The organism is Demequina soli, from assembly GCF_000971195.1.
In the GTDB taxonomy this organism is placed as follows: Bacteria; Actinomycetota; Actinomycetes; order Actinomycetales; family Demequinaceae; genus Demequina; species Demequina soli.
Genome location: NZ_BBLZ01000003.1, coordinates 115,930 through 141,248, shown reverse-complemented (window position 1 = coordinate 141,248; position 25,319 = coordinate 115,930). Strand labels below are relative to the sequence as shown.

Here is a 25,319-nt window from a genome sequence, read left to right as displayed (position 1 = left end):
AGGGTCCGCGCGCCTACGCGCCGACCATGTTGAAGCCGCCGTCGGCGAGCATGTAGCCGCCGGTGAGGTGGGCCGACTCGTCCGTCGCGAGCCACAGGCACGCGCCGGCGACGAACTCGGGCGGCGGGATGTGGCCCATGGGCGTCTGGGAGATGAGCACCTCGCGGCGGCCGGCCTTCCAGTCCGCGCGCTCGAGCAGCCGCTCGGTCTCCATGAAGCCCGGCGCGAACGTGTTGACGCGCACCGCGGGCGCGAAGGCCTTCGCGTAGGACTTGGTGATGCCGAGGATCGCGTACTTCGCGGCCGCGTACTGGGGCGCGCGCGGCGAGCCCTTGACCACCACGGTCGAGCCGACGTTGACGATCGCGCCGTGGCCCTGCTCGAGCATCCGGGCGCCGAACTCGTGGGTCATGAGCAGCGTGCCCTTGACGTCGACGTCGACCACCGCGTCGAGCGCCTCCTGGGTGAGCTCCTTCCACGACATCTGCTCGCTCGAGACGTCGCCGACGTTGTTGACCAGCACGTCGAGGCCGCCGAACGCCTCCCACACCTCATCCGCCATGCGCGTGATCTGGTCCCAGCTGATGATGTCGGCCTGGACCAGGACGCCGTCCGAGCCGGCCTCGCGGATGCGCTCGAGCGTGTGCTCGGCGCCGGCCTTCGACGAGCGGTAGTGGACCGCGACGCGCGCGCCCTCCTGGGCGGCGCGCACGGCCACCTCGGCGCCGAAGCCGGTGCCGGCGCCCGTCACCAGGACGGTCTTGCCGGCGAAGCGGGGGAAGATCTGTGTCATTGCTCTCTCCTTCGAGGCGGTTGTCAGGCGCGCGCCGCGGCGGCGCGCTCGTGGATGAAGCGGGAGGTGCGCTCGAGGACGGCCGCGCGGTGCGGGTCCTCGAGCCCGTTGAGGAAGCCGTGCTCGGAGCCGTGCGCGAGGGCCACCTCGACGTCGACCCCCGCGGCCGCGAGCTCGGCGGCGTACGCCTGGCCGGAGGCGCGCAGCCGGTCGGCGTCGGCGTTGACGATGAGCGTGGGCGGCAGGCCGCGCGGGTCGTGGCCCGCCGGGAACGCGTAACGGTCGGTGGCGGGGGCGCCGCCGAGGTAGTTCGCGCCGATCGCGGCGGTCGCCTCGGGGGACATGTCGAACCCGGAGGTGAGGGCCGCGACCTTCGCCGCCAGCTCCTCGTCGGGGTCGGGCAGCACAGGGTGCAGCACGGGATAGATGAGGCACGATGCGCTGGGCACGTTCTCGCCCCGGTCCCGCAGGCGCAGCGCCGCGCCGGCGGCGAGGTTGCCCCCCGCGCTCGCGCCGCCGATCGCCACCGCGCGCGCGTGGCCGCCCAGGTCGAGGGCGTGCTCGGCGAGCCAGTCGAAGGCCGCGACCGCCTGGAGCGACGCCACCGGGAAGGGCGCGCGCGGTCGGCCCGAGCCGAGCGCCTTGACCAGGTCCTCGGGGGCGGGCATGCCCTCCTGCGGCGGGGGCAGCGGGATCGAGGCGAGGGCGTCGATCGGGGCGAGCGTGTAGTCGACCGAGACCACGCTGGTGCCGTGCTCCGCGAGGTGGCGCGACGTGGCGTCGGCCTCGGGCACGTCCAGGTCGCCGAAGATGAACGCGCCGCCATGGAGCCAGACGAGGAGCGTGCCGTCGGGGCGGGCCGCGGGGTACACGCGGATGCCGAAGTCGTACCCCGCCGCGGTGAGCGTGAGGTCCTCGGTCGCGATCGTGATCATCGTTGATCTCGCTTTCAATAGCCAAAAGGCGTTTTCAATGGTTGAATCTACGACGGGACCTCGGCGGCGTCAACCGCGACCCGCCGGCCCCGCTCCTCGACACAGGGAGGTGCCGATGACCCGCCTGCCAGGGCTCCCACCGGGCTCGCTGGACCCGGATCAGGCCGCGCTCTACGACGCGATCGCGGGTGGGCCGCGGGCCGCGGGTCCGCAGCACTTCGCGCTCACGTGCGCCGACGGCTCGCTGCGCGGCCCGTTCAACGCGATGCTGCTCGCGCCGGGCATCGGCGCCGCGCTCCAGGACCTCGGTGCGGCCATCCGGTACCGCGGCTCGCTCACCGACCGGTGCCGCGAGATCGCGATCCTGCTGGTCGCCGCCCGCTGGGACAGCGACTTCGAGCGCGAGTCCCACGAGGCCGTCGGGAGCGCCGCCGGGCTCACCGACGACGAGCTCGCCGCGCTGCGCCGCCAGGATGCGGGTGCGTTCGCGGGGGAGGAGGCCGCGGTCGCGCGCTGCGTGGTCGACCTCCTCGACGGCGACCTGGACGACGCTGCGTGGGCCGCCGCCGCATCGTCCCTGGGCGAGGCGGGGGTGTTCGAGCTCGCGACGCTCGTGGGCTACTACGCGACGCTCGCGCTGCAGCTGCGCGTCTTCCGCGTCGGCGCGTGACGGCGACATGCCAGGGATGAAGGGGATAGGTTTCACACCATGAAAGCCGATGTCGACACGAAGGCGGGCAACCGCTACCGCATCGAGGCGCTCGCGAAGGGGCTCGACGTGCTGCGCCTGTTCGACGAGACCGTCACCGAGCTCAAGCTCCGCGAGATCAGCGACCGCACCGGCATCCCCATGCCGACCGCGTTCCGCGTGGTCGCCACGCTCGAGGAGGGCGGCTTCCTCGAGCGCTCCGAGGACGGCACCATCCGGCCGGGCGTCGCCGTGCTCACCCTCGGCTCGGCCGCGCTGCGCGGCTCGGGCCTCGTCCAGGTGAGCGAGCAGCCGCTGCGGCGCCTCGCGGAGACCACCGGCGAGACGGTCAACATGGGCGTGCTGCTGGGCGACGAGGTGCTCTACCTGGTGCGCCTGCGCAACTCCGACCTGGTCACCGCGAACGTCCAGGTCGGGTCGACCCTGCCCGCGCCCGTGACCTCGATGGGCAAGCTGCTGCTGGCCTACCTGCCCGAGCAGGAGCGCCGCGACCTGCTCGGCGGCTACGACTTCTCGCGGGCAGTGGGCCCGAACGCGGCCCGGTCGGCGGCGGACCTCGAGCCCGGCCTCGCGGCGATCCGGGACGACGGCTACGCGCTCCAGGACCAGGAGGTGGCCGCGGGCCTGCGGTCCGTCTCCGTGCCGGTGCTCGGGCGCGATGGGGCGCCGGCCGCCGCGATCAACATCGCGGTCGCCGCCAACCGTCACACGGTCGCGGACCTGCGCGGCCCGCTGCTCGACGCGCTGCGCGCGACGGCCGAGGACATCTCGGTGCGCCTGCGCGCGCTCTGAACCGTCCACGCCCGGCCCCCGTCAGGCCGTCACGCGGCGGGCGAAGCCGATCGCCGCGTCGAGGATCGCGTCGCGATCGACGTCGCCCTGCCAGAGGTGCCCGGCTCCGGGTACCAGCGTGAGCTCCGCGTCGACGCCCGCGGCCAGCAGCGCCTGCGCGAGCGCGACGCTCTGATCGGGCGGGACGGCGGTATCGGCGGTGCCGTGGGCCAGGTGGAACGGAGGCGCGCCGGGCCGCACCTGCCACACGGGGCTGGCCGCGTGCGCACGGTCGAGATCGGCGCCGACGGCGTGGCCGAGCCACCCTGCTTCGCGCAGCCCCGGGTCGTCGAGCGCGTGCTGGTGCTCGGCCAGCGCCACCAGGTCGGCGGGCCCGTACCAGTCGACGACGCCGCGCACGCCCGCGCGCGGCTCGTCCGGCCCCAGCGCCACGAGCGCGGCGAGCGTCGCCCCCGCGGACTCGCCCCACAGGACGATGCGCGTCGCGTCCACCCCCAGCTCGTCGCCGTGGGCGCGCAGCCAGGCCAGGGCGGCCGCCGCATCGTCCACCTGCGCGGGGAAGCACGCCTCTCCCGACAGCCGGTAGTCCAAGGAGGCGACGGCCAGGCCGGCCGCGGTGATGCGCGCGAAGGGCGCGTCGCCGGGCATCGTCGGCGCCATGGCGCGGCGGCTGCCGACGCGCCAGCCGCCGCCGTGGAGGAACACGACCAGCGGCGCCCCGGGTACGGAGGGGTGCAGGTCGAGGGACAGCGGGCGGAACCCGACCGGCTCCGCGAACACGAGGTCGCGGAGCGCGGTCGGGGCCGTGGTCTCGATGGTCACGGCCGTGCGGGTTCAGTCCGTGAGGAAGTTGTAGTCCGGGCGGAACACAGTGCCGTAGAGCTCGCCCGCGGCCTTCATCTGCGAGAACGGGGGCGCGTAGAACTCGCTCGGGGTGGGGATGCCCGGCTTGTCGGTCGGGGTGCCCATCGCGTGGAAGAAGCGCGCGAAGCCGCCCGAGCTCACGCCCATGATCTTGGACTGCGCCTCCATGCGGAACGCGTGGATGGTGCCCTTGGGGACGAACCCGAACGCGCCGGAGGTGAGGACCTTGTCCTCCTTGAAGCCCTGCTCGTCGTCCATCCACAGGTGGACGGCGCCGTCGACGATGAAGAAGATCTCGTGGGTGAAGGGGTGGATGTGGGCCGGGATGATCTGGCCGGCGTTGCCCTCGCAGCTGAAGACGTCGTACTGGCCGTCGGTCTCGTCGCCGGTGAGCAGGATCGTGAAGAGCGTGTCGAACACCACGGACTTCTCGCCCTCGCCGTTGTCGAGGTAGAAGGGCTTGGGCTCGCCGGGCAGGATGCCGGCGTGGGTGGGTGACAGCGCGGGGGCCTCGTTCGGGGACATCTCGCCAACCTCCTTGTTGGTCCGCGGCCGACCTCGTCGTCGGGCCGCTGCGCCCAGCATCCGGGACCAAGGTCCCGCGGGGGAAGTTCGAGATCCCGACGGATCGGTAGGCGGTGCCTATGAACGATGCGCGGGTCCGGTGGGCTCGACCGTCGCCCGGGCGCGACGCGCCTCCGCCTGGGCGATCTCCTCGAACGCCGCGACCACGCTCTCGCGCCGGCGGCGGGTGCACAGCAGGATGGTCGCGGGCTCGATGTCGCGGATCGGCACGAACGCGAGGTCGGCGCGCGGGTAGTGCGCGGCCGCCGAGGCGGCGGCGATGTTCACGCCCATCCCCGCGGACACCAGCTCGAGGAGGCCGTCGATGTCGTCGGCGCGCGGCCCGAGCCGCGGGTGGGAGCCGTCGGGCCGCGGGTCGACGGTCCACCATGCGATGGCGTCGGGGTGGTCGCCCGAGACCACCACGAAGGTCTCGTCGCCGACCTCCTCGATCGAGATCGAGTCGCGCTCGGCGAGCGGGTGATCGGCGCGCACGACGAGCACGCGCGGCTCCGACCACAGGGGCGCCGTCGAGAGAACGTCCTGGTGCGGGGGGAGCGGCGCGGGCGCGAGGACCGCATCGGCGCGCCGCGCGACCAGCTCGCGCTCGACGTCGAAGAAGCCCACGCGCCGCATCTCGAGGCGCAGGTGCGGGATCTGGGAGACCGCGGTCATGATCGCGGCGGTGAGGGGGCCGGCGCCGGCCGCGACCACGCCAAGGCGCAGGGTCGCCTCGGCCGGGGCGCGCCGCTCCGCCACCCAGCTCGCGAGGTCGTCGTGCGCCTCGACGGCGCGCGTGGCGTGGGGCAGCAGCGCGGCGCCGAGCGGGGTGAGCGCGACCGAGCGCGACGTGCGGTCGAACAGGCGGCCGCCCACGGTGCGCTCGAGGCCCGCGATCTGCTGGCTCAGCGACGGCGACGTGATCGTGAGGCGGGCGGCGGCGCGGGCGAAGTGCAGTTCCTCCGCGAGCACGCAGAAGTAGCGCAGCGTGGGCACCGAGACGTCCATGTCATCCCTCCGTGCCGAGGCGGCGTTGCCTCGGATCGTGTGGGTCAGCCTATCCGTGAGGGTGTGGGGGGACCAGCACCAGGGTGCGCCGCGTCTCCGTCCGTGATCGGCCGTTCGGTCGACTGGAACCCGCGTCGCCGGCCGACCAAAGTCTTACATATGAAAGGTTGATGGGATTCAGGCGTCCGCGCTCAGTTGGGCCGCGGACGTGTCGAGGGGTGTCTCCAGGTAGCTGTCGAAGTGCCCGCGGATGATGCGTTCCATGTCGACGTCGATACCCTGCAGCCACAGCAGCTGCAGCCCTTCCGCGATCGCCGTGATCTCGAGGGCCGCGGATCGCGGATCGACGCCGTCGCGCAGCATGCCGCGCTCCTGCATCTCCTCGAAGGCGCGCGTGGTGCCGCCGACCACGTTCCCCAGACGACGCGCGATGAACGCATGTGCGGGATGGTCGGGCGTCGACGATTCGGCAGCGAGGATCGAGTAGAGACGCAACAGGCCTGGTACGGCCTTGTTGCGACGGGCGATCTCGAGCAGTCCGTACAAGAACTCGACGTCATGGCGACCCGAGAGGATGTCGAGCGCGAGCTGGTCGCGGCGCTCGAGCACCGCCTCGAGGAGCGCGAGCTTGTTCCCGAAGTGGTGGAGCAGGCCGGGCTGCGTCATGCCGACGGTCCTGGCGATCTCGTTGACCGATGCGGCCGTGTATCCCTGACGCGAGAAGACGTCGAACGCCGCGTCGAGGATCTCCTCGCGTCTCTTCGCCGACTTCTTGTAGGCGCCCCTTTGCGTTGCCATGACGCGAGGTTATCAGGTTGTGATTTTAAAAATCTTGCACCCTTAAGAAATTGCGTGCTAGCGTCACCGGCACGTCGCCGATGACGTGACCCCAAGGAGGAAAGCAACGATGCTTCGACACACCAAGCTCGCCGCCGTGGCGGGCATGGCCACGCTCGCGTTGGCCGCATGCTCGTCGTCCGGTTCAGACGACGCCACCTCGCCCGCCGCCGGCGGCTCGGAGGGCACCGCGATCGAGGGCCGTGCGCCCGAGCTCCGGGTCGGCGCCGTCGTCGACATCTCGACCTGGGTGGCCGCCGACGCCGCGTGGGGCAACGAGGCCACCTACTACATGGCGGTCTACGACAGCCTGCTCCGCACCTCCGCGACCAACGAGGTCCAGCCGGGGCTCGCCGAGGCGTGGGAGTACAACGACGACCTCACCGAGCTCACCCTCGACATCCGCGACGGCGTCACCTTCACCGACGGCACCGCGCTCGACGCGCAGGTGGTGGTCGACAACCTCAACCGCTTCCGCGAGGGCGCCTCGCCCGACCGCGCCCTGCTCGACGCCGTCACGGATGTGTCCGCCCCGGATGACGACACCGTCGTGATCACCCTGTCGGCTCCGGACCCGGCGCTCGAGATCAACCTCAGCATGCAGGCCGGCCTGATCGCCTCGCCCTCGACGTTCGACTCTCCCGACGCTCAGACCACGCCCGTCGGCACCGGCCCCTACGTGCTCGACGCCGCGTCCTCCACCATCGGCGCCACGTACACGTTCACGCCGAACGAGGACTACTGGGCCCCTGAGGACCAGCACTTCGACAAGATCACCATCAACTACTACGCCGACGCCTCGGCGCTGCTGAACGCCCTGCGCGACGGCCAGGTCGACGTGTCGAACCTCAACTCGCTCACGCAGATCCCCGACGCCGAGGCGGCGGGATACACCACCAACTCGATCCCCGTGAACTGGAAGGGCCTTATCCTCGCCGATCGATGGGGCGCCAACAACGAGGCGCTCGCCGACGTCAAGGTGCGCCAGGCGATCAACTACGCGATCGACCGCGAGGGTCTGTTGCAGGGTCTCGAGTCGGGCTACGGCGAGCCGACCACCCAGATCTTCAATGTCGAGGGCGACGCCTACGAGGCCGAGCTCGAGGACGCCTACCCCTACGACCCCGAGAAGGCCAAGGCGCTGCTCGCCGAGGCCGGCTACCCCGAGGGCATCCACATCACCATGCCGCAGACGTCGTTCGTCCCGGCGTCGGAGCCCGAGCTGATCAAGGGCGTGCTCGCGGAGTCGAACATCTTCATCGACTACGAGCAGGCGGGCGAGTCCTTCTTCGGCGACCTGCTTGGCGGCAAGTGGTCGGCATTCGCGTTCGGCCTCAACCAGGAGCCGCTCGCGTGGCAGACGTACAACCAGGCGATCGCACCCGGCGCGGCATGGAACGTCTACCACCAGGCCGACGAGACGGTCGAGGCCCTCGCCGCCCGCATCCGCCTCGGCGGTGACGACGGCGCGGCCGCCGCGAAGGAGCTCAACGAGTACGTCGTGGACCAGGCCTGGTTCGCGCCGTTCTACCGCGTCATCGGCGTGATCGTGACCGCGGACGGCTTCCAGATCACCATGAAGTCCGGCCAGGCCGTGTCCAACCTCTGGGACATCACGGCCACCGCTTGACCCGTACCGGTGGGGGCGGCCCGGCCGCCCCCACCGGCTGGATCCTGGAGACATCATGCTCAGCTTCGTCAGCCGTCGCCTCGCGACCGGCGTCGGCCTCATCGCCACCCTGGCGGTGCTCACGTTCTTCTTCCTTCAGTTCGGCGTGAGCGACGTCGCGCAACGCATCGCCGGTCAGCAGGCCGGCCCCGACGCCGTCGCCGTCGTCGAGGAGCGGATCGGCGTCGATCGTCCCGTGATCGTCCAGTTCGGCGACTGGGTGGGATCCGCGCTCACGGGCGACCTCGGTCGCTCGTGGTTCTCGGGCCAGGAGGTGACCGAGGCGGTCATGAGCCGCATGGCGGTCACCGTGAGCCTCGCCGTCGGCTCCGTGGTGCTGACCGCGCTCCTCGGCGTCACCCTCGGAGCCCTGGCCGCCACGCGACGCGGGTGGTCCGACCGCGGCGTGCAGTTCCTCGCCGTCCTCGGCCAGGCGATCCCCGGCTTCCTGATGGCCTTGGCGCTGGTGCTCGTGTTCGCGATCAACCTCGACTGGTTCCCGGCGACCGGCTACACACGCCCATCGGAGTCCGTGCCCGGGTGGCTGCTCTCCATCACGCTTCCCGTCATCGCCCTCACCGTCGGTTCGATCGGCGGCGTCGCCCAGCAGGTGCGCGGATCGATGATCGACGCCTTCGAGCGCGACTACGTGCGGACGCTCCGCAGCCGCGGCCTGCCACAGCGCTCGGTCGTGTTCCAGCACGTGCTCCGCAATGCGGCCGGTCCGGCGCTCACCGTGCTGGGCCTCCAGTTCGTCATCCTTCTCGGCGGTGCGGTCATCGTCGAGACCCTCTTCTCCATCCCCGGCCTCGGCCCGCTCGCGCTCAACGCGACCTCTCAGGGAGACATCCCCGTCGTCATGGGCATCGTCGTGGTGACCGGCGTCATCGTCGTCCTGGTCAACACCCTGGTCGACGTGATCCAGGCCTGGGTCAACCCGAAGGTGCGTCTGTCATGAGCTCCGTCACGCCCGCGGCCGCACCGGCGCGCCGCACCGGCCCCGGCCTGTTCCTCCGTCTCCTGCGGCACCCGCTCGGCGGCGTGTCCATGCTGATCCTCGCCGTCGTCGTCCTGCTCGGTGCGCTCGCCCCGTGGCTCGCTCCGTTCGATCCCAGCGCCACCGACCTGCACATGATCCTCGCCGAGCCCGGCCCCGAGTACCTGTTGGGAGGCGACGCGGCGGGACGCGACATCCTGTCGCGACTTCTCGTCGCGACGGCGTTCTCGCTCGCGGGCGGTCTGCTGGTGATGGCGGTCGCCGTCACCGTCGGCCTCACCGCGGGCCTCGTCGCCGGCTACTACGGCGGATTGATCGACGCGGCGGGTGCCTGGTTCACCGCGCTCACGATGTCGCTGCCGTCGATCATCGTGCTGATCGCCGCGCGCTCGGTCATGGGCCCCTCGATGTGGTGGACCATGGCGATCTTCGGACTCTTCATCTCACCCGTCTACTACCGCGTGGTCTACACCTCGGTGCGATCGGTCCGGAACGAGCTCTACGTCGATGCGGCACGCACCTCGGGCCTGGGCGATGGGAGGATCATCGGCCGCCACGTGCTCCTCGCCGTGCGCGCACCGGTGATCCTGCTGATGTCGGGCGTGATCGCGGCGGGCATCGGGATGCAGGCGGGCTTCGACTTCCTCGGCCTGGGTGACCCCACCACCCCGACGTGGGGCCAGATGCTCAACGAGGGCTTCTACAACATCAACCGCTCCTCGAACCTGGTGCTGTGGCCCGCGCTCGTGCTCGGGCTTACCACGGTGGCGCTCACGCTGCTCGGCACCGCGCTGAGGGACGAGCTCGAGGGCACCGGTGACAAGCGGCACAAGGCCGCGCGCCCGTGGGCGCTCGATCAGGAGGTGCCGGCGGACATCGATCACGGCGACGAGCCCGCGGGTGACGCGCTGCTGACCGTCCGCGACCTCGCCGTCGCCTACCCCGCGGGAGAGGGGTACGCCACCGTCGTCAAGGGCGGACGGCTCTCCGTGCGTCGCGGGGAGACCCATGGCCTCATCGGCGAGTCGGGCTCGGGCAAGACCCAGACGGCGTTCTCGATCCTCGGCCTGCTGCCCAAGGGCGGCAAGGTGATGGCCGGGTCGATCGTGTTCGACGGCGAGGAGCTGGTGGGCCGTACCGACGCGCAGCTCAACGCGCTGCGCGGCTCGCGCATCGCCTACGTGCCGCAGGAGCCGATGTCCAACCTCGACCCGTCCTTCACCGTGGGCCACCAGCTCACCGAGCCGCTGGTCAAGGTGCTCGGGATGAAAAAGGCCGAAGCGCGTGGGAGGGCGCTGTCGCTGCTTGCTCGCGTCGGGATCCCGGACCCGCAGCGCGCGTTCGACTCCTACCCGCATCAGCTGTCCGGCGGCATGGCCCAGCGCGTGCTCATCGCGGGCGCCGTCTCCTCGCACCCGGACCTCCTCATCGCCGACGAGCCCACCACCGCGCTCGACGTCACCGTCCAGGCGGAGGTGCTCGACCTGCTGCGCGACCTCCAGGACGAGCTCGGGATGGCGATCCTCATCGTCACCCACAACTTCGGCGTGGTCGCAGACATCTGCGATCGCGTGACGGTCATGCAGAAGGGCGTGATGGTCGAGACGGGCGCCACGCGCGCCGTGTTCGAGAACCCGCGTCACGAGTACACCCGTGCATTGTTCGCCGCGATCCCGCAGGGCGCGCCGCGCTCACCGCTGCCGGGCGTCTCGAGCGCCGGCTCGCTCGGGGCGGGTGCGCTGCGATGAAGGAGGACATCATGAACCAACCGCTGCTCACCGTCGACGGCCTCGAGGTCGAGTACCCGGGCCGGGGGTTCAGAGCCCAGCCGTTCCGTGCGGTCAAGGGCGTGAGCTTCGACATCAGGCCCGGCGAGACGGTGGGCCTGGTGGGGGAGTCCGGCTCGGGCAAGACCACCATCGGGCGCGCGCTGCTGGGCCTTGCGCCGGTGTCCGCGGGGTCGCTCACCTTCAAGGGCGAGGACATCTCCCATCCGACCAAGCAGCGACGCCGTGAGCTCACGCGCGACATTCAGGTGGTCTACCAGGACCCCTACTCGTCGCTCAACCCGTCGCTCACCATCGGCGACTCGCTCACCGAGCCCATGATCGTGCGCAAGACCTCCAAGAAGGAGGCCGGGGCCCGCGTGCGGGAGCTGCTCGACATGGTGGCGCTTCCGGCGGACGCCGCCGACCGCTACCCGCGCGAGTTCTCGGGCGGTCAGCGCCAGCGTGTCGCGATCGCCCGGGCGCTCGCGCTCGATCCCACGCTCATCGTGTGCGACGAGCCGGTTTCCGCGCTCGACCTGTCCACGCAGGCCCGCGTGCTCGAGCTGTTCCTCGAGATCCAGGAGCGGACGAGGGTCGCGTACCTCTTCATCTCACATGACCTCGCGGTCGTCCGCGAGATGTCGCACCGCGTCGCCGTCCTGCTGCACGGTGAGATCGTCGAGTGGGGCGACGGCGACACCGTCACCTCCGCGCCCGAGCACCCGTACACGCAGCGGCTGCTGCTCGCGTCGCCCGTACCCGACCCCGCGGCGCAGGAGCAGCGGCGCGCGGACCGCCTGCGGCTCAAGGAGATCCAGGCGGAGCAGGATCTCCAGGCCGGCGCCGCCTGAACCTGCCACGCCCGCAGCACCCACCCGCCGCACCGTCGCGGTGCCGAAGGAGGTCGCCATGACAGTCCCAACCCGTGCATCGCCCCTCTGGGGTGTCGCCACCGCAGGCCATCGGTCCGACGGCGACGACACCACCTCGGACACGTCCTTCCCCGAGCTCGCCGCGCCGCGCGTGGCCCGGATGGGCCGCGGGTCCCTGCGCTGATCGGCGCGGACGGACGGCTCCGGATCGCGAAAACCTTGACACCTTAAGATTTTCGTGGCTATAGTCGTCGTACCCCCGGGACCATCGCGTAGAACACCACGTGGGCCGCCCCCTCGCGACCCTCAGGCAAGGAAGCCTCATGACCCTCTCAGATGAAGCGGTCCTCGCGTCGGAGTCGATGGACGACTCCTCGCGCCTCACCGCCGAGTTCGGATCCCCCCGCAAGACCATCGGGCTCGTCCTGGTCGCCGCCCTCGGCATGTACATCATGGCGATGAGCATGTCGACCGCGCTGTCGCTGCGCATCGCCGCCGTCGCGCCCGACACCAAGGACATCGTCTACAGCCGGACCGTCGCGGTCGGCGCACTGCTCATGCTCGTCGTCATCCCGCTCGCGGGGGCGCTGTCCGACCGCACCACCAGCCGGTTCGGCCGCCGTCGCCCATGGATCGTGGGCGGCCTCGGCGTCGCGCTCGTCGCCGGCGTGATCGCGGGTGCGACCAGCAACGTCGCCATCATCGGAGCCGCCTACGTGGTCCTTGTGGTCGCGATGCAGTCGGCCTTCAACGCCTACGCCGTGATCCCCGTGGAGGCGGTCCCCGACTCCATGCGCGCCCGCGTCATGGGAATCATGGGCCTGTTCGGTGCGCTCGCGTTCTCCGGCGGCTCGTACCTGGCGGGCGCCCTCGTCGGCCAGCCGCTGCTGATCCTCTCGGTGCCCGTCGCCCTTGCGATCGTCACCACGCTTCCGCTGCTGCTGATGTACCGCGACCCGGTGAAGACCCGCGCCGAGGTGCCCGCACTCGACGTCAAGGGCCTCGTCGGCGGACTGATCGTCAACCCCCGCAAGCACCCGAACTTCGGATGGACCTGGCTGGCCCGCCTGCTCGCAGGCGTCGCGATGGCCGCGCTGTTCACCTACTTCGTCTACTTCATGATCGACGTGCTCGAGGTGCCGCTGCCCGAGGTCGGTGCGAAGGCCGGCCTGCTCACGCTCATCTCCGCACCCATCTCGATCGTGTTCTTCACCGCGTCGGGCTGGCTGTCCGACAAGGTCGGCCGCCGCAAGCCGTTCGTCGCCGTCGCGGCGATCCTCATGGCCTCCGCGCTCGTGATCGGCGCGACGGCGCACACGTTCGCCGCCTTCGTGGTCGCCTGGTGCGTGTTCGCGGTCGGCCAGTCGATGTACCTCACCGTCGACCTCGCCCTGTGCGCGTCGGTGCTGCCCGACGCGAAGGACGCGGGCAAGGACATGGCCGTCTTCGGCCTCGCGCTCAACATCCCGAACATCGTGGTGCCGGCCGTCGGCCCCGCGGTGCTCGCGATCGGCGCCGGCCACAACTACGCGCTCCTATGGATCGGCTCGGCCGTCCTGTGCCTCGCAGGGGCCGCCATCATGCCGCTCATCAAGGGCGTCCGCTAGCCCGCATCCGGGACCGGGCCCATCCGGGGCCCGGTCCCTCCCGCACCACCAGCTCATCTACTGATCTCGAGGTACCTCCCATGACCAGCACCTTCCCCTCCGACTTCCTCTGGGGCGTTGCCACCGCGGGCCACCAGGGCGAGGGCGACAACGTCCACAGTGACATCTGGACGCTGGAGCACACGACGCCGTCGCTCTTCTCCGAGCCGAGCGGGCCCGCGTGCCGCTCGTACGAGCGCTGGGAGGAGGACCTCGACCTCGCCGCCGGGCTGGGCCTCAACGCCTTCCGCTTCTCCGTCGAGTGGGCGCGCGTCGAGCCCCGCCGCGGCGAGATCGACGAGGCCGCGCTCGACCACTACGAGCAGGTGGTCGACGGCTGCCTCGCCCGCGGTCTCGCGCCCGTGGTCACCTTCAACCACTTCGCGTCGCCGCACTGGTTCTCCGCCGCCGGCTCGTGGCTCGCGGACGATGCCGCTGACCTGTTCGCGGCGCAGTGCGACCGGGTGATGGCCCGGTTCGGCGACAGGATCGCCGTCGCTGTCACCATCAACGAGCCCAACCTCGAGCAGCTGCTCCACGCGAGCGGCAAGCTGCCCCCGATCGCCGAGCAGATCAAGCTCGAGATGCTCGCCGCCGCCGCGCGCGACGCGGGCACGGAGCGCTACTACGCGTCCAACGTCATCCCGGCCGCGCTCGAGGGTGAGTTCACGGACGGGCTCACGCGCGCGCATCGTGCCGCGGTCGCCGCCATCAAGGCGCGCCGCCCCGACCTGCCCACCGGCGTCTCCATCGCGATCATCGACGAGGTCGCGCTCGACGGGGGCGAGCAGCGCCGCGACGCCAAGCGAGCGGCGGTCTACGACCACTGGCTCGAGGTCGCGCGTGACGACGACTTCATCGGCGTGCAGAACTACGAGTCGATCTTCCACGGCCCCGACGGCGAGGTGGTGCCCGACGGTCCGCGCAACGGCATGGGCACCCTCATCGAGCCCGCGTCGGTCGCCCGCGCCGCGGAGTACGCGCACCGCGTCTCCGGCGTGCCGGTCCTGGTCACCGAGCACGGCATGCAGACCGACGACGACGCCCAGCGCGCCGCCTTCATCCCCGCCGCGCTCGCCGCGCTCGGGGATCAGATCGCGGCCGGCACCCCGGTGCTCGGCTACTGCCACTGGACGCTGCTCGACAACTTCGAGTGGATCTTCGGGTACGGCCCCAAGCTCGGGCTCGTCTCCGTCGACCGCGAGACCTTCGACCGGACCGTCAAGCCGTCCGCCCACGTGCTCGGCGAGATCGTGCGCGAGCACCGCAGCGCGAGCATCGCGCGAGCCTGACATGCCGCTGACCATCGCCCGCCGCTGCCGCGTCATCATCGACAATGACTTCGCGGGGGACCCCGACGGGCTCCTCGCGCTCGCGCATCACCTGTTGTCGCCCGGGCACCGCGTCGACGCGATCACGAGCTCGCGGCTGTCACCCGTCTTCGGCCCGCCCGAGGGCGGCGCGGCGGCCGGCGCGGCGTACGCCGCGGAGCTCGTCGACCTGATCGGCGGGCCCGCACCCGAGGTCGCCGCCGGTGGGGACGCGCCCGTCGACCTCGCGGCGGTCGCGGCCGGGTCGGAGATCTCCGCCGCGGCACGGACGATCATCGCGCACGCGCGGAGGGGCGATGCGCTACCCCTCACCCTCGTGTGCGGCGGCCCGTTGACCAACGTCGCCGAGGCACTTGCGGCTGCGCCCGACATCGCGGCGCGGCTGACGCTCGCGTGGGTCGGAGGCTCCGTCGCCGACGCCGAGGAGTACAACCGGGACACGGACGCCGAGGCCGCCGCCTACGTGCTCGGCATCCCCGGGCTCGAGGTGCGCCAGTTCCCCCTCGAGACGTACCGGCGGCTCGCGTGGAGCGTGGCCCAGATCCAGGACCTGCTCGGCTCGTGCGGCGAGCTCGGCGCGTGGCTCTGGCGGCGCTTCGACGAGCTGCCGCTCCCTCCGGGCTTCGCGGTCGATGCCGTGTGGCCGCTCGGCGACAGCGCACCCCTGCTCGGGACGGCCCTGTCCGGGGAGTCGAGCACCTGGGAGGCGGGGGAGCACGCGCTCGTCTGCGCCGCACCCGACGCCGCCCTCGTCCTCGGCGACATGGCCGCCCTGTTCCGCCGCCACGCCGCACACCGCTGACCTTTCCGCCTTCGACCGCAAGGAACCGACTCGCATGACCTCGCTTCACCTCGACCCCGTCACCATCGAGCACCACCGCGAGCCGCTCGGCATCGGCGAGGCCGCGCCCCGCCTGTCGTGGGTCGCGCGCACCGCCGAGGCCGGCTGGCGTCAGAGCGCCTACGAGCTGCGCGTCACCGACCCGGATGGCGTCACGGCGCCGTTCACCACGGGCCGCGTCGTGTCCGCCGACCAGGTGCTGGTCTCCTGGCCGGCCGCCCCGCTGGGGTCGCGGGAGCGGCGCGAGGTCGCCGTGCGGGTGTGGGGTCCCGAGGGCGACGGGCCCTCCGCGTGGAGCGAGCCGACGGTCGTCGAGGCCGGCCTGCTCGACCCGGGCGCGTGGGAGGCCGTCATGGTGGGCCCCCGTCTGCCCGAGCCCGGCACCGAGGGCGAGCCCGCGGCGCTGCTGCGCGGATCGGTGGCGGTCCCCGCCGACATCGTGAGGGCACGCCTGCGCGCGACAGCCCACGGCATCGTCACCCTGCACCTCAACGGGAGCGTGGTCGGCGAGGACGTGCTCACGCCCGGCTGGACCACCTACGACAGGCGCCTCCGGTACGCGACCTACGACGTCACCGACCTGGTGCGCGCCGGGGAGAACGTCGTCGGCGCCCACCTCGCCGACGGCTGGTACCGCGGCTACCTGGGCTTCTGGGGCCAGCGCGACGTCTACGGCGACCGCACCGGCGTGCTGCTCCAGCTCGAGGTCGATCACGCCGACGGCACGCGCACCATCGTCGGCACCGACGAGACCTGGCGCTGGGCGCTCGGCCCCGTCACCCGCGCGGACCTCTACAAGGGCGAGACCCACGACGCGCGCCGCGAGCTCGCCGGCTGGGACGCGCCCGGCTTCGACGCCTCCGCGTGGGAGGCGGTCGACGCGATCCCGTGCGACCTGACGCGCCTCGTGGCCCCCACGGGTCCCGCGGTGCGCCGCACGCGCATCGTCCACCCCGTCGAGATCCTCACCACGCCCTCCGGCGCGACGGTCGTGGACCTGGGGCAGAACCTCGTCGGCCGCATGCGCCTCAGGTTCCCCGACGCGCCCGCCGGCACCGTCGTGGGCCTGCGCCACGCCGAGGTGCTCGAGCACGGCGAGCTCGGCACCCGGCCGCTGCGCGCCGCCACCCAGGCGGACGAGATCGTGCTCGACGGCCGCGGCCCGCGCGAGTGGGAGCCGCAGTTCACGATCCACGGCTTCCGCTACGTCGAGGTCACCGGCTGGCCCGGCACGCTCGCCGCGGAGGACCTCGAGGCCGTCGTGATCCACACCGACATGCGCCGCACCGGCACCTTCGCGTGCTCGGACCCGCTGCTCGACCGCCTGCACGAGAACGTCGTGTGGAGCACGCGCGGCAACTTCGTCGACGTGCCCACCGACTGCCCGCAGCGCGACGAGCGCCTGGGCTGGACCGGCGACCTCCAGGTCTTCGCGCCCACCGCATCGTTCCTGTTCGACACCGCCGGCATGCTCACGGGCTGGCTCGCCGACCTCGCCGCCGACCAGGCGCCCGACGGCAACGTGCCGCCGTACGTGCCGTTCATGGGCACCGACCCGCACATGCCGCCGCTCGGCGCGGAGGCGGGCTGGGGCGACGCCGCGACGCTCGTGCCGTGGACGCTGTACGAGCGCTCGGGCGACGCGGGCATCCTCGCCGCCCAGTGGCCCTCGATGACCGCCTGGGTCGACGCGTTCGCCGCGCGGGCGGGGGAGCGGCTCGACTTCTCCTCGGGCGGCTTCTCGTTCGGCGACTGGCTCGACGCGTCCGCCCCCGACGACCAGCCGTGGAAGGCACGCGTGCCGTGGCAGCTGGTGTCCACCGCCTACCTCGCCCGGTCCGCGCGCGTGGTCGCGTCCGCGGCGGAGGTCCTGGGGGACGATGCGGCGGCCGCCCGGTACGCCGACCTCGCCGAGCGCACCGGGGCGCGCTTCCGCGCCGAGTACCTCACCGCGAGCGGCCGCGCCGCCTACCCGGCGCAGACCGCCTACGCCCTCGCGATCGCGTTCGACCTGCTGCTGCCCGAGCAGCGCGAGCACGCCGGCGCGCTGCTCGCCGAGCAGGTGGCGGTCGACGGCTTCCACATCGGCAGCGGCTTCCTGGGCACCCCGCTCGTGTGCGACGCGCTCGCCGACACGGGCCACGGCGCCACGGCGTGGGGCCTGCTGCTGCAGAAGGCGTGCCCCTCGTGGCTGTACCCGGTGTCGATGGGGGCGACCACCATCTGGGAGCGCTGGAACTCGATGCTCGAGGACGGGTCCATCAACCCCGGCGGCATGACGTCGTTCAACCACTACGCGTTCGGCTCCGTCGCGGACTTCCTGCACCGCCGTGTCGCGGGCCTCGCGCCCGCCGCGCCGGGCTACCGGCGGATCCGCGTCGCGCCGCTGCCGAGCCGGGAGCTCGACTGGGCCGAGGCGTCGCACGAGACGCCGTACGGCACCGCGTCCGTGTGCTGGGACCGCGACGGTTCCGCGATCGCGCTGGCCGTGACGGTGCCGCCGTCGACCACCGCGGAGATCGTGCTGCCCGACGGTTCGGAGCCTATCGAGGTGGCCGCCGGCGAGCACCGGTTCGCGTGCGTGCTGCCGGTCGAGGAGGCCGCCGGCCGGCCAGCCGAGTTCGTGGCCGACTGAGCCGACGGCGCGCCGCGCTACGGGCGCGGTGAGGGCCGCAGCCCGGCCTCGATCCGGTCGAGCGCGGCGGTCACCGCGGGCACGTCTGCATCCTCGCCGTCGAGCGCGGCGCGCATGCGGCCCGACCAGTACGCGTGCAGCAGCGCGACGCCCTCATCGGCGAGCGCGGTGGCCTCGAGGCGTGCCTGGCGGTGGTCGTCGGGGTCCGGGGTGCGCCGCACGAGCTCCTTGTCCTCGAGGGCGCGCAGCGCCGCCGACAGGTTCGGGCGCTTGAGTCCGGTCGCCGCGGCGACGGCGCTCGGCGTCGCGCCCGGGTGGTGGTGGATCCAGCGCAGCACGGCGGTCTCGGTGCCGGTGATCGGCACCACGCCGACGCCCGCCGCGTGCGGGTCGAGCTCGCGCGCAATGCGCAGGATGGACTCGGCGAGCTCCGCGAGCTCGCGGTCGGAGGGTCGTTCCTCGGCCATGGGGGAAGGGTACCGGCGCCTCGGCCGGTCAGTTATGATTTCATAATCATTCTTCCCGAGGAGTCCCCGTGACCACCACCGCAGCGTCCCCGCGCTCCCAGGCCGCCGCCACCGCATCGGCCGGCATCCCCGCCGTCCTGCTCGCCGTGCTCGGCCTCCTGTCGGCCATCGCCCCGTTCGCCACGGACCTGTACCTGCCCGCGTTCCCGCGGATGGCCGAGGACCTCGGCACGGGCGCGACCGCCGTGCAGCTCACGCTCACCGCGTTCCTGGTCGGCGTCACCGCCGGCCAGCTGGTGTTCGGGCCCCTGTCGGACCGCTTCGGGCGCGTGCCCCCGCTCGTCGGCGGCGCGGTCCTCATGGTGGCGGCGGGCGTCGCGTCAGTCCTCGCGCCCACCACGGGCGTGCTCATCGCCGCGCGCCTCGCGCAGGGCCTCGGCGGCGCCGCGGGCATGGTGATCGGGCGCGCGGTGATCTCCGACCTCGCGACCGGCAAGGCCGCGGCCCGCGCCTTCAGCCTCATGATGATCGTCGGCGGCGTCGCCCCCGTGGTCGCCCCCATCGCGGGCGGACTCCTGGTCGAGCCGATCGGCTGGCGCGGGATCCTCGCGGTGGTGCTCGCGCTGTCCGTCGTGATGCTCGTCGCGATCCTCGCAGTGGTGCGCGAGACCTACCCGGCCGAGCGCCGCATCGTCCACCGCGCGGAGCGCGCCGCCACCGGCTCGCCGCTGCGCGCGCTGCGGTCGGGCCGCTTCCTCGGCTACACCGCGACCTTCACCTTCGCGTTCGGCGTGATGATGGCCTACATCTCCGCGTCGCCGTTCGTCTATCAGGACATGATGGGGCTCGGCTCGACCGGCTACGGGCTCGCGTTCGGCGTCAACGCGCTCGGGCTCGTCGTGGTGAGCGGCGTCTCCGCCAGGCTCGCGGCGACGCGCGACGTGCGCGCGCTCCTGGCCGTGGGGATCGGGACGATGCTCGCGTCCACCCTGGTATTCGGCCTCCTGGTCGCGGCGGGGGTCGGGGCCGGGCGGCTGGCGATCCCGCTGTTCGCCGCGGTGTCGAGCCTGGGTCTCGTCCTCGGCAACGCGACGGCGCTCGCCCTGGGCGCCGTCCCCGCGGCCGCGGGCGCGGCGTCCGCGGTGCTCGGCGCGTCGCAGTTCGGGCTCGCCGCGCTGGTCTCGCCGCTGGTGAGCGTCGGCGGCACGGCCACGGCGGCGCCGCTCGCGCTCGTCATGGTCGCGTGCGCGGTGGTCGCGACGGCGACGCTTGTCGTCACGATTCGCCGGGCGCGCTGAGCGCGGCCCCGGCGGCGCCTCGACGCCCGGCGACGAGAGCCACGGCGAGCGGCCCGAGCAGCGCGCCCGCGCCCACCACCGCGACCAGCGCCCACGCGGATCCGCCCGCCCCGGCGAGCGGCGACGCGATCGCGCCGGCGGTGAACTGCACGATGCCGAGCAGACCCGACGCGGCGCCGGCGCGGGTGCGCGCGGCCGCCATCGCGAGCGTGGTCACCGACGGGATGATGAGACCGATGCTCGCGATCGCGAGGAACAGGCCCGCGAGCACCACGGCGAGCGACCCGGCGGCGACCCCGATGCCGAGAACCACCGCACCCGCCGCCGACGACGCGTGGCCCGCCGCGAGGATCCGCGCCGAGCCGACCCGCGCGACCAGGTGCCGCGTGGTCATCGACGCGGCCACGATCCCGACCGCGTTCAGCGAGAACGCGTAGCTGTACTGCTGCGGCGACAGCCCGAACCCCTCCTGCAGCACGAACGACGACGCCCCGATGTACCCGAACAGCACCGCGCCGATCGCGCCCGTCGCCCCGAGGTAGGCGAGGAACGGCCGGAGGCTCAGCACGGCCCCGAGCTCGCGCACGATCGCGCCGGGCCGAGGCGGGATACGCCGCTCGCGCGGGAGCGTCTCCGGGAGCGCGCGGGCGGACAACGCGGTGAGGGCGAGCGCGGCGACGGCCAGCACCACGAACATGCCCCGCCAGTCGGTGACCCGCGCGAGCGCGCCGCCGAGCAGGGGAGCGATGACCGGCGCGATGGACGCGGTCGCGCCGAGCGTCGCGTACGCGCGGCCGGCGGCGGTGTCCGGGTAGACGTCCGCCACGATCGCCCGCGTCACCACGAGGCACGCGGCCGCGGCGAGCCCCGTCACGAACCGCAGCGCGAGCAGCAGCCCGATCGAGGGGGCGAGCGCGCTGAGCACGTGCGCGGCCGCGTAGGCGAGGCCTCCCAGGAGGAGCGGCAGCCGGCGTCCGACCGCGTCGCTCACGGGGCCGAGCACCAGCTGCCCGCCCGCCACGCCCACGAGGACGGCGGACAGCGTCGCCGCCGCGGCCGCCGCGCTGATCGAGAGGTCCGCCTGGAGGCGCGGCAGCACCGGCATGTAGACGTCGGTGGTGAAGACCACGAGCGCGGTGAACGAGGCGAGCAGCGGCACCAGCCGTCGCGGCGCCTCGCCGAGGACCTGGCTCACGCGCTCGCCCGGCCCCGCGCGGACGGCAAGGCCGCCGTGCCCGCCGCGCCCGCATCGTCCGTCACTCCTGTCACATCTGTCATTGCGAATCGTTCGAGGAGCTCGACCAGGTTGCCCTCCCGATCCGCCACGAACGCCATCCGGATCCCCGGCTCCGGGGACGGGCGCGGCGTCATCACCTCGCGCGCCCCCAGAGCGACCAGCCGCGCGAATGCCGCGTCGAGCCCGCTCACGTCGAACGCCATGTGCCCGAAGCCCTCGCGCAGCGCCGCCTCCGCGGGATCCACCGGCCGCGGGCCCGCCGCGGATCCCTCGCGGTGCAGCAGCTCGAGCCGCCCGCCGTGCGCGTCGCGCAGCATGACGAACGACAGCCCGATCGCGTCCACCCGCCCCTCGAAGTCCACCTCCAATGAGAAGGCGTCGCGGTACCAGGACGATGCGGCGGCCAGGTCTGCGACGTTGAGCCCGACGTGGTCGAGGCGTGCGCGCTCAGGCATGGACGTTGAGCCCCGCCGGGTCGGACGTGAGGTACGACGCGATCCGCCCGTGCGGGTCGCGGGCCCCGCGGATCTCCTCGAGCCGCGCGTGGTGCGCGGGGGAGAGGAACCGGTCGTTGCGCGCCGTGAAGTCCGTGTCGCCCAGGTAGACGCCGACGCCTCCGTCCCGGGCGATCGCCGCGGTCTGGGCGTGCACGCGTGACCGGTAGCGAGCATCGTCCGCCGCGTCGCTGTAGATGAGGTACGTCGCGACGTACACGTTGCCCTCCACGGAGAACGCCATGTCGGGCAGCTCGCGCGTGGGCGCCCAGCCGTACCAGATGGAGAACGAGTGCTCGGTGTCGAGCCCGCGCCAGATGTCGAGCAGCAGCGGGGCGAGGGTCTCGGCGGGGGCGTCCGTCCACGCGCAGTCGACCGCGTAGCGGTGGCCCTCGGGGTTCTGCCCGGCCTGCGCGGCGTTCTCCTCCTCGATCGAGGTGGGCGCGGTGACGTGGCCTAGCTCGCGGCCGGCGACGGGGCAGTCGCCCAGACCCGCGAGCAGCGCCCGGGCCTCCTCGTCCGAGTCGGCCATGCAGGTCGCATGGAGCAGCAGGACCGTGCCGCCGGGGTGGGTCACGCCCTCGTGCAGCGGCACGTCCGGCAGGCGCGTCGCGGCCATCACGGGCTCGACGCGGCGGTCGAGCGTGGGCAGGACCGCGTGCAGCCAGTGGATCACCGCCTCCGCGTCGTCGAGGGCGAACGTCCAGGTGTCGTGCCACATCGCGGCGGGCTTGGCATAGGTCTGGAGGTGGAAGCGGGTGACGATGCCCGGGAAGCCGGGGCCCGCGCCGCGCGCCGCCCAGTAGAGGTCCGCGTGCTGGGTGGCGTCCGCGCGGACGAGCTCGCCGTCCGCCGTGACGACGTCGATCGCGACGATGCTCTCGCACGCCCAGCCGTTGAGCCGCCCGTTCCAGCCCTGGCCGCCCTGGAGCAGGAAGCCGCCGATGCCGACGCTGGGGCAGTGCCCGCCGGGGAACGCGCGGCCGCGCGCGGCGAGGTACGGCGCGAGCTCCTCGCCGCCCTTGGTGGCCGGGCCCGCGGCCACGACGCCCGTCGACTCGTCGTAGGACAGCGAGCGCAGCGCGCCGAGGTCGATGAGCAGCGCGTCGTCGCGCACGCTCCACGCCGCCCACGAGTGGCCGCCCGAGCGCACCGACACCGTCCAGCCGCGTTCGATCGCGAGGCGCACGCCGGCGGCCACGTCCTCGGCGTCGGCCGCCTCGAGCACCGCGGCCGGATAGCGGTCGGGCCTGCGGGCGTTGAAGACGCGGCCCACGCGGGCCTCCTCGTACGCGGGCTCGCCGCGCATAGTCAACCGTCCGCGCACCCCCGGGCGGCCGTCGACCGCGGCGGTCATCCCACCACCGCCGCGCCGCCGTCGACCGGGATGTTCGCGCCGGACACGTGGGACGCCTCGTCGCTCGCGAGGAACAGGATCGCGTTCGCGACGTCCTCGGCCTGGCCCCACTTCCTGAGGGGCACGCGGGAGAGGATCTGCTCGGCCGGGCCGTCGGGGTCCTCGAGCATGGGCGTGGTGTGCGGGGTCTGGGTCATGGCGGGGGAGACGGCGTTGACGCGGATGCGGTGCGGGCCACCCTCGACCACCAGGTGGTTCGTCAGCGCGAGCACCCCGCCCTTGGCGGCGCCGTGCGCGTTCTGCGGCATGAACCACGCGCCGCGCGACGCCGAGATCGACCCGATGTTCACCACCGAGCCGCCGCCGCGCGTGATGAGGTACGGCCAGGCCGCGCGGGTGACGAGGAAGACGATGTCGAGCTCGTTGCGCATGGTGAAGGACCAGTCCTCGTAGGACAGGACGTCGATCGCGCCGAAGCGGATCGCGGACGCGTTGTTCACGAGGATGTCGACCCCGCCGCCGAGCGCGGCCGCCGCGTCCACCCACGCCGACGCGCCGTCGGGCGTCGCGAGGTCGACCGGCGCGATCGCGTCCATGCGGCCGCCCGCGTCGCGCGCGAGCGCGACCGTCTCCTCGGATGTGGCGGGATCGAGGTCGCAGCCGATCACGTGCGCGCCCTCGCGGGCGAACGCGAGGGCGGTTGCGCGGCCGATGCCGCCGCCCGTGCCGGTGACGAGGGCGACCTTGCCGGCGAGCCGGCCCGTCACGCGGTCGGCTCCGCGTGGGCGAGGTCCACGAGCGCGCCGCCGCCGAAGTTCTCGTCGTGGTGCGAGGCCATCCTGAGGATCGGGTAGGCGGTCGCGCGCATCTCGGCCTCGTAGGCCCCGATCGCGTCCTCGAGCGGGCGCTCGCCGCGGCCCACCTCGGCGAGGCGGTCGACCAGCACCGCGGCGTCGTTGAGGGACACGTTCGCGCCCATGCCGAGCGTGGGCAGCATGGCGTGGGCGGAGTCGCCGATGATCGTCACGCGCGAGGGCTCCCAGCTCTCGGCCGGGTCGAGGAAGCCGAACGGGACGGCGAACATCGACGGCACGTCCATCGCCGCGATGATCGCCCTGGTGGCCGGGTGCCAGCCGTCGATCGCGGCGAGCATCGCGTCGCGGATCCGCTCCGCGGTCTCGAGCGTCCACTCCTCGGCGGGCGGGATCTCGGTGCCCGGCGGCACGGAGCAGCTGGCCATGATGTACGGCTCGACGGGCTCGAGCGGGACGTCGGGCGCGATCTCGGCGCACGCCTCGTCGGCGGGGCGGCGCGGCCGGTACGTGGCCGCCAGGAGGCGCGAGCCGTGGCGGTCGACGATCATCTGCACGCCCTCGTCGAGCAGCGCCGGCAGCTGCGCCTGCAGCTCCTCCGTGATGATCGTGCGCCCGAAGATACCGATCCCGTCGATGCCCGTGCGCACCACCTGCACGTCCGGGAGCAGCTGGCGGCGCACCGCCGAGTTGATGCCGTCGGCGCCGACGAGCACGTCGCCGCGCACCTCGGTGCCGTCGGACAGCGTCACGGTGACGCCCGCATCGTCCTGCGCGAAGGACGCGACGCCGAGGCCCGCGTGGTAGACGTCGTCGAGGCGCGCCATGAGGATCTGGCGCAGCTGGCGGCGGTGCACGCCGGTGTCGGGGAAGGGGCCCTCCTTGGGCGGGATGAGCGGGGGTTGCGAGCTGAGCTCGTGGAGCTGCTCGTCGCGCACGATCGAGCCGGTGCGGACGTAGTTGACGCGCGAGGTGGCCTGGTAGAGGCGGAAGAGGTCCTCGGGCAAGCAGCGCTCGAGCGCGTCGCCGCCCATGGGGTTGACGTGGAGGTAGTAGCCCTGGCGGTGCTCGACGGTGTCGTGGCGCTCGTAGACGTCGACCGTGTGGCCGGCGCGGAGCAGGCCGTGGGCGGCGGTGAGCCCGGCCAGGCCGCCGCCGGCGATGATCACGTGGAGCGGGTGGAAGGCCATGCGTGCACTCCTTTGTGCGGGGCGCCGCCCGGGGGACCGGGCAACTTTCGTTTCGTGAAAACGGCTTTCATGTGGAGGGTAGCGCCGCCCGGCTGTCGGCGCCAGCCTCGCGCGACGGCCGGGTGGGCGCCGGGACGATGCGCGGCGCGCCCGCCTGGACAGGTGCCCGCCTCGTGCCCTACGGTTCGTGAAAGCGACTTTC

The 25,319-nt window shown here is 72.8% G+C and carries 24 protein-coding genes; 12 read left to right on the top strand and 12 right to left on the bottom strand.

The genetic code is table 11. The features are described 5' to 3' along the window. Positions 1–13: 13 nt before the first annotated feature. Together AOM04_RS07200 and AOM04_RS07195 are read right to left on the bottom strand one after the other, a co-directional pair. Positions 14–793, bottom strand: coding sequence for an SDR family NAD(P)-dependent oxidoreductase (locus AOM04_RS07200; protein ID WP_062464104.1), 780 nt, complete (start codon positions 791–793; stop codon positions 14–16). A 23-nt stretch (positions 794–816) separates the two neighbouring features. After that, positions 817–1,728, bottom strand: coding sequence for an alpha/beta hydrolase fold domain-containing protein (locus tag AOM04_RS07195; protein ID WP_062464103.1), 912 nt, complete (start codon positions 1,726–1,728; stop codon positions 817–819). A 115-nt stretch (positions 1,729–1,843) separates the two neighbouring features. On the opposite strand from AOM04_RS07195, the gene AOM04_RS07190 reads away from it, so the two are divergent. Together AOM04_RS07190 and AOM04_RS07185 are read left to right on the top strand one after the other, a co-directional pair. Continuing rightward, the gene (locus AOM04_RS07190) at positions 1,844–2,398 is read left to right on the top strand and encodes a carboxymuconolactone decarboxylase family protein (RefSeq protein ID WP_062464102.1); all 555 of its coding nucleotides are present in this window, start codon (positions 1,844–1,846) and stop codon (positions 2,396–2,398) included. 39 nt (positions 2,399–2,437) lie between these two features. Further along, on the top strand, positions 2,438–3,229 hold the full coding sequence (locus AOM04_RS07185) for an IclR family transcriptional regulator (RefSeq protein ID WP_062464101.1): 792 nt from the start codon (positions 2,438–2,440) through the stop codon (positions 3,227–3,229). Between the two features lie 21 nt (positions 3,230–3,250). Here the strand turns inward: AOM04_RS07185 and AOM04_RS07180 are convergent, their stop codons facing one another. The 4 genes from AOM04_RS07180 to AOM04_RS07165 all read right to left on the bottom strand — a co-directional run bounded on the left by AOM04_RS07180 (position 3,251) and on the right by AOM04_RS07165 (position 6,463). Beyond that, a complete protein-coding gene (locus AOM04_RS07180; RefSeq protein WP_082104476.1) occupies positions 3,251–4,051 on the bottom strand; it encodes an alpha/beta hydrolase in 801 nt (266 codons plus the stop codon). Between the two features lie 12 nt (positions 4,052–4,063). Then, positions 4,064–4,618 carry a quercetin 2,3-dioxygenase gene (locus AOM04_RS07175; protein ID WP_062464100.1) on the bottom strand — a complete coding sequence of 185 codons (555 nt, stop codon included), beginning with the start codon at positions 4,616–4,618 and terminating at the stop codon, positions 4,064–4,066. A 117-nt stretch (positions 4,619–4,735) separates the two neighbouring features. Then, positions 4,736–5,665, bottom strand: coding sequence for a LysR family transcriptional regulator (locus AOM04_RS07170; RefSeq protein WP_062464099.1), 930 nt, complete (start codon positions 5,663–5,665; stop codon positions 4,736–4,738). A gap of 177 nt (positions 5,666–5,842) precedes the next feature. After that, on the bottom strand, positions 5,843–6,463 hold the full coding sequence (locus tag AOM04_RS07165) for a TetR/AcrR family transcriptional regulator (RefSeq protein WP_062464098.1): 621 nt from the start codon (positions 6,461–6,463) through the stop codon (positions 5,843–5,845). Between the two features lie 109 nt (positions 6,464–6,572). On the opposite strand from AOM04_RS07165, the gene AOM04_RS07160 reads away from it, so the two are divergent. The 9 genes from AOM04_RS07160 (at position 6,573) to AOM04_RS07125 (ending at position 18,262) form a co-directional block, all read left to right on the top strand. Continuing rightward, positions 6,573–8,132 carry an ABC transporter substrate-binding protein gene (locus AOM04_RS07160; protein ID WP_062464097.1) on the top strand — a complete coding sequence of 520 codons (1,560 nt, stop codon included), beginning with the start codon at positions 6,573–6,575 and terminating at the stop codon, positions 8,130–8,132. Between the two features lie 55 nt (positions 8,133–8,187). After that, entirely contained in the window at positions 8,188–9,129 is a 942-nt protein-coding gene (locus tag AOM04_RS07155) for an ABC transporter permease (protein ID WP_062464096.1), read from the top strand. Next, positions 9,126–10,916, top strand: coding sequence for a dipeptide/oligopeptide/nickel ABC transporter permease/ATP-binding protein (locus AOM04_RS07150; RefSeq protein ID WP_062464095.1), 1,791 nt, complete (start codon positions 9,126–9,128; stop codon positions 10,914–10,916). The genes AOM04_RS07155 and AOM04_RS07150 overlap by 4 nt, the downstream gene beginning before the upstream one ends. A gap of 11 nt (positions 10,917–10,927) precedes the next feature. Next, on the top strand, positions 10,928–11,788 hold the full coding sequence (locus tag AOM04_RS07145; protein ID WP_062464094.1) for an ATP-binding cassette domain-containing protein: 861 nt from the start codon (positions 10,928–10,930) through the stop codon (positions 11,786–11,788). A gap of 58 nt (positions 11,789–11,846) precedes the next feature. Continuing rightward, positions 11,847–11,993, top strand: coding sequence for a hypothetical protein (locus tag AOM04_RS14515; protein ID WP_156160649.1), 147 nt, complete (start codon positions 11,847–11,849; stop codon positions 11,991–11,993). A 139-nt stretch (positions 11,994–12,132) separates the two neighbouring features. Continuing rightward, positions 12,133–13,416 (top strand): MFS transporter, encoded by a 1,284-nt coding sequence (locus tag AOM04_RS07140; protein WP_062464093.1) that lies wholly within the window; start codon positions 12,133–12,135, stop codon positions 13,414–13,416. Between the two features lie 80 nt (positions 13,417–13,496). Beyond that, positions 13,497–14,747: a family 1 glycosylhydrolase gene (locus tag AOM04_RS07135; protein WP_062464092.1), complete on the top strand. Its 1,251-nt coding sequence runs from the start codon at positions 13,497–13,499 to the stop codon at positions 14,745–14,747. A 1-nt stretch (position 14,748) separates the two neighbouring features. Beyond that, positions 14,749–15,588, top strand: a complete 840-nt coding sequence (locus AOM04_RS07130) for a nucleoside hydrolase (RefSeq protein WP_062464091.1) — start codon at positions 14,749–14,751, stop codon at positions 15,586–15,588. Between the two features lie 34 nt (positions 15,589–15,622). Beyond that, positions 15,623–18,262, top strand: a complete 2,640-nt coding sequence (locus AOM04_RS07125) for an alpha-L-rhamnosidase (protein ID WP_062464090.1) — start codon at positions 15,623–15,625, stop codon at positions 18,260–18,262. A gap of 17 nt (positions 18,263–18,279) precedes the next feature. Here the strand turns inward: AOM04_RS07125 and AOM04_RS07120 are convergent, their stop codons facing one another. Next, on the bottom strand, positions 18,280–18,729 hold the full coding sequence (locus AOM04_RS07120) for a MarR family winged helix-turn-helix transcriptional regulator (protein ID WP_062464089.1): 450 nt from the start codon (positions 18,727–18,729) through the stop codon (positions 18,280–18,282). A gap of 68 nt (positions 18,730–18,797) precedes the next feature. Here AOM04_RS07120 and AOM04_RS07115 point away from each other — a divergent pair, with 68 nt between their 5' ends. Next, positions 18,798–20,027 (top strand): multidrug effflux MFS transporter, encoded by a 1,230-nt coding sequence (locus AOM04_RS07115; RefSeq protein WP_062464088.1) that lies wholly within the window; start codon positions 18,798–18,800, stop codon positions 20,025–20,027. Here AOM04_RS07115 and AOM04_RS07110 read toward each other — a convergent pair. The 5 genes from AOM04_RS07110 to AOM04_RS07090 are packed head-to-tail and all read right to left on the bottom strand — an operon-like array spanning position 20,005 to position 25,117. Continuing rightward, on the bottom strand, positions 20,005–21,222 hold the full coding sequence (locus AOM04_RS07110; RefSeq protein ID WP_169816422.1) for a Bcr/CflA family efflux MFS transporter: 1,218 nt from the start codon (positions 21,220–21,222) through the stop codon (positions 20,005–20,007). The genes AOM04_RS07115 and AOM04_RS07110 overlap by 23 nt on opposite strands. Beyond that, positions 21,219–21,719: a VOC family protein gene (locus AOM04_RS07105; RefSeq protein WP_082104473.1), complete on the bottom strand. Its 501-nt coding sequence runs from the start codon at positions 21,717–21,719 to the stop codon at positions 21,219–21,221. The genes AOM04_RS07110 and AOM04_RS07105 overlap by 4 nt, the downstream gene beginning before the upstream one ends. Continuing rightward, entirely contained in the window at positions 21,712–23,115 is a 1,404-nt protein-coding gene (locus tag AOM04_RS07100; RefSeq protein WP_082104472.1) for an FAD-binding oxidoreductase, read from the bottom strand. Before AOM04_RS07100 ends, AOM04_RS07105 begins: the two co-directional genes overlap by 8 nt. Further along, entirely contained in the window at positions 23,112–23,882 is a 771-nt protein-coding gene (locus AOM04_RS07095) for an SDR family NAD(P)-dependent oxidoreductase (protein ID WP_062464086.1), read from the bottom strand. The genes AOM04_RS07100 and AOM04_RS07095 overlap by 4 nt, the downstream gene beginning before the upstream one ends. Continuing rightward, complete coding sequence (locus tag AOM04_RS07090) at positions 23,879–25,117, bottom strand: FAD-dependent oxidoreductase (RefSeq protein ID WP_062464085.1); 1,239 nt, start codon at positions 25,115–25,117, stop codon at positions 23,879–23,881. The genes AOM04_RS07095 and AOM04_RS07090 overlap by 4 nt, the downstream gene beginning before the upstream one ends. Positions 25,118–25,319: the final 202 nt, after the last annotated feature.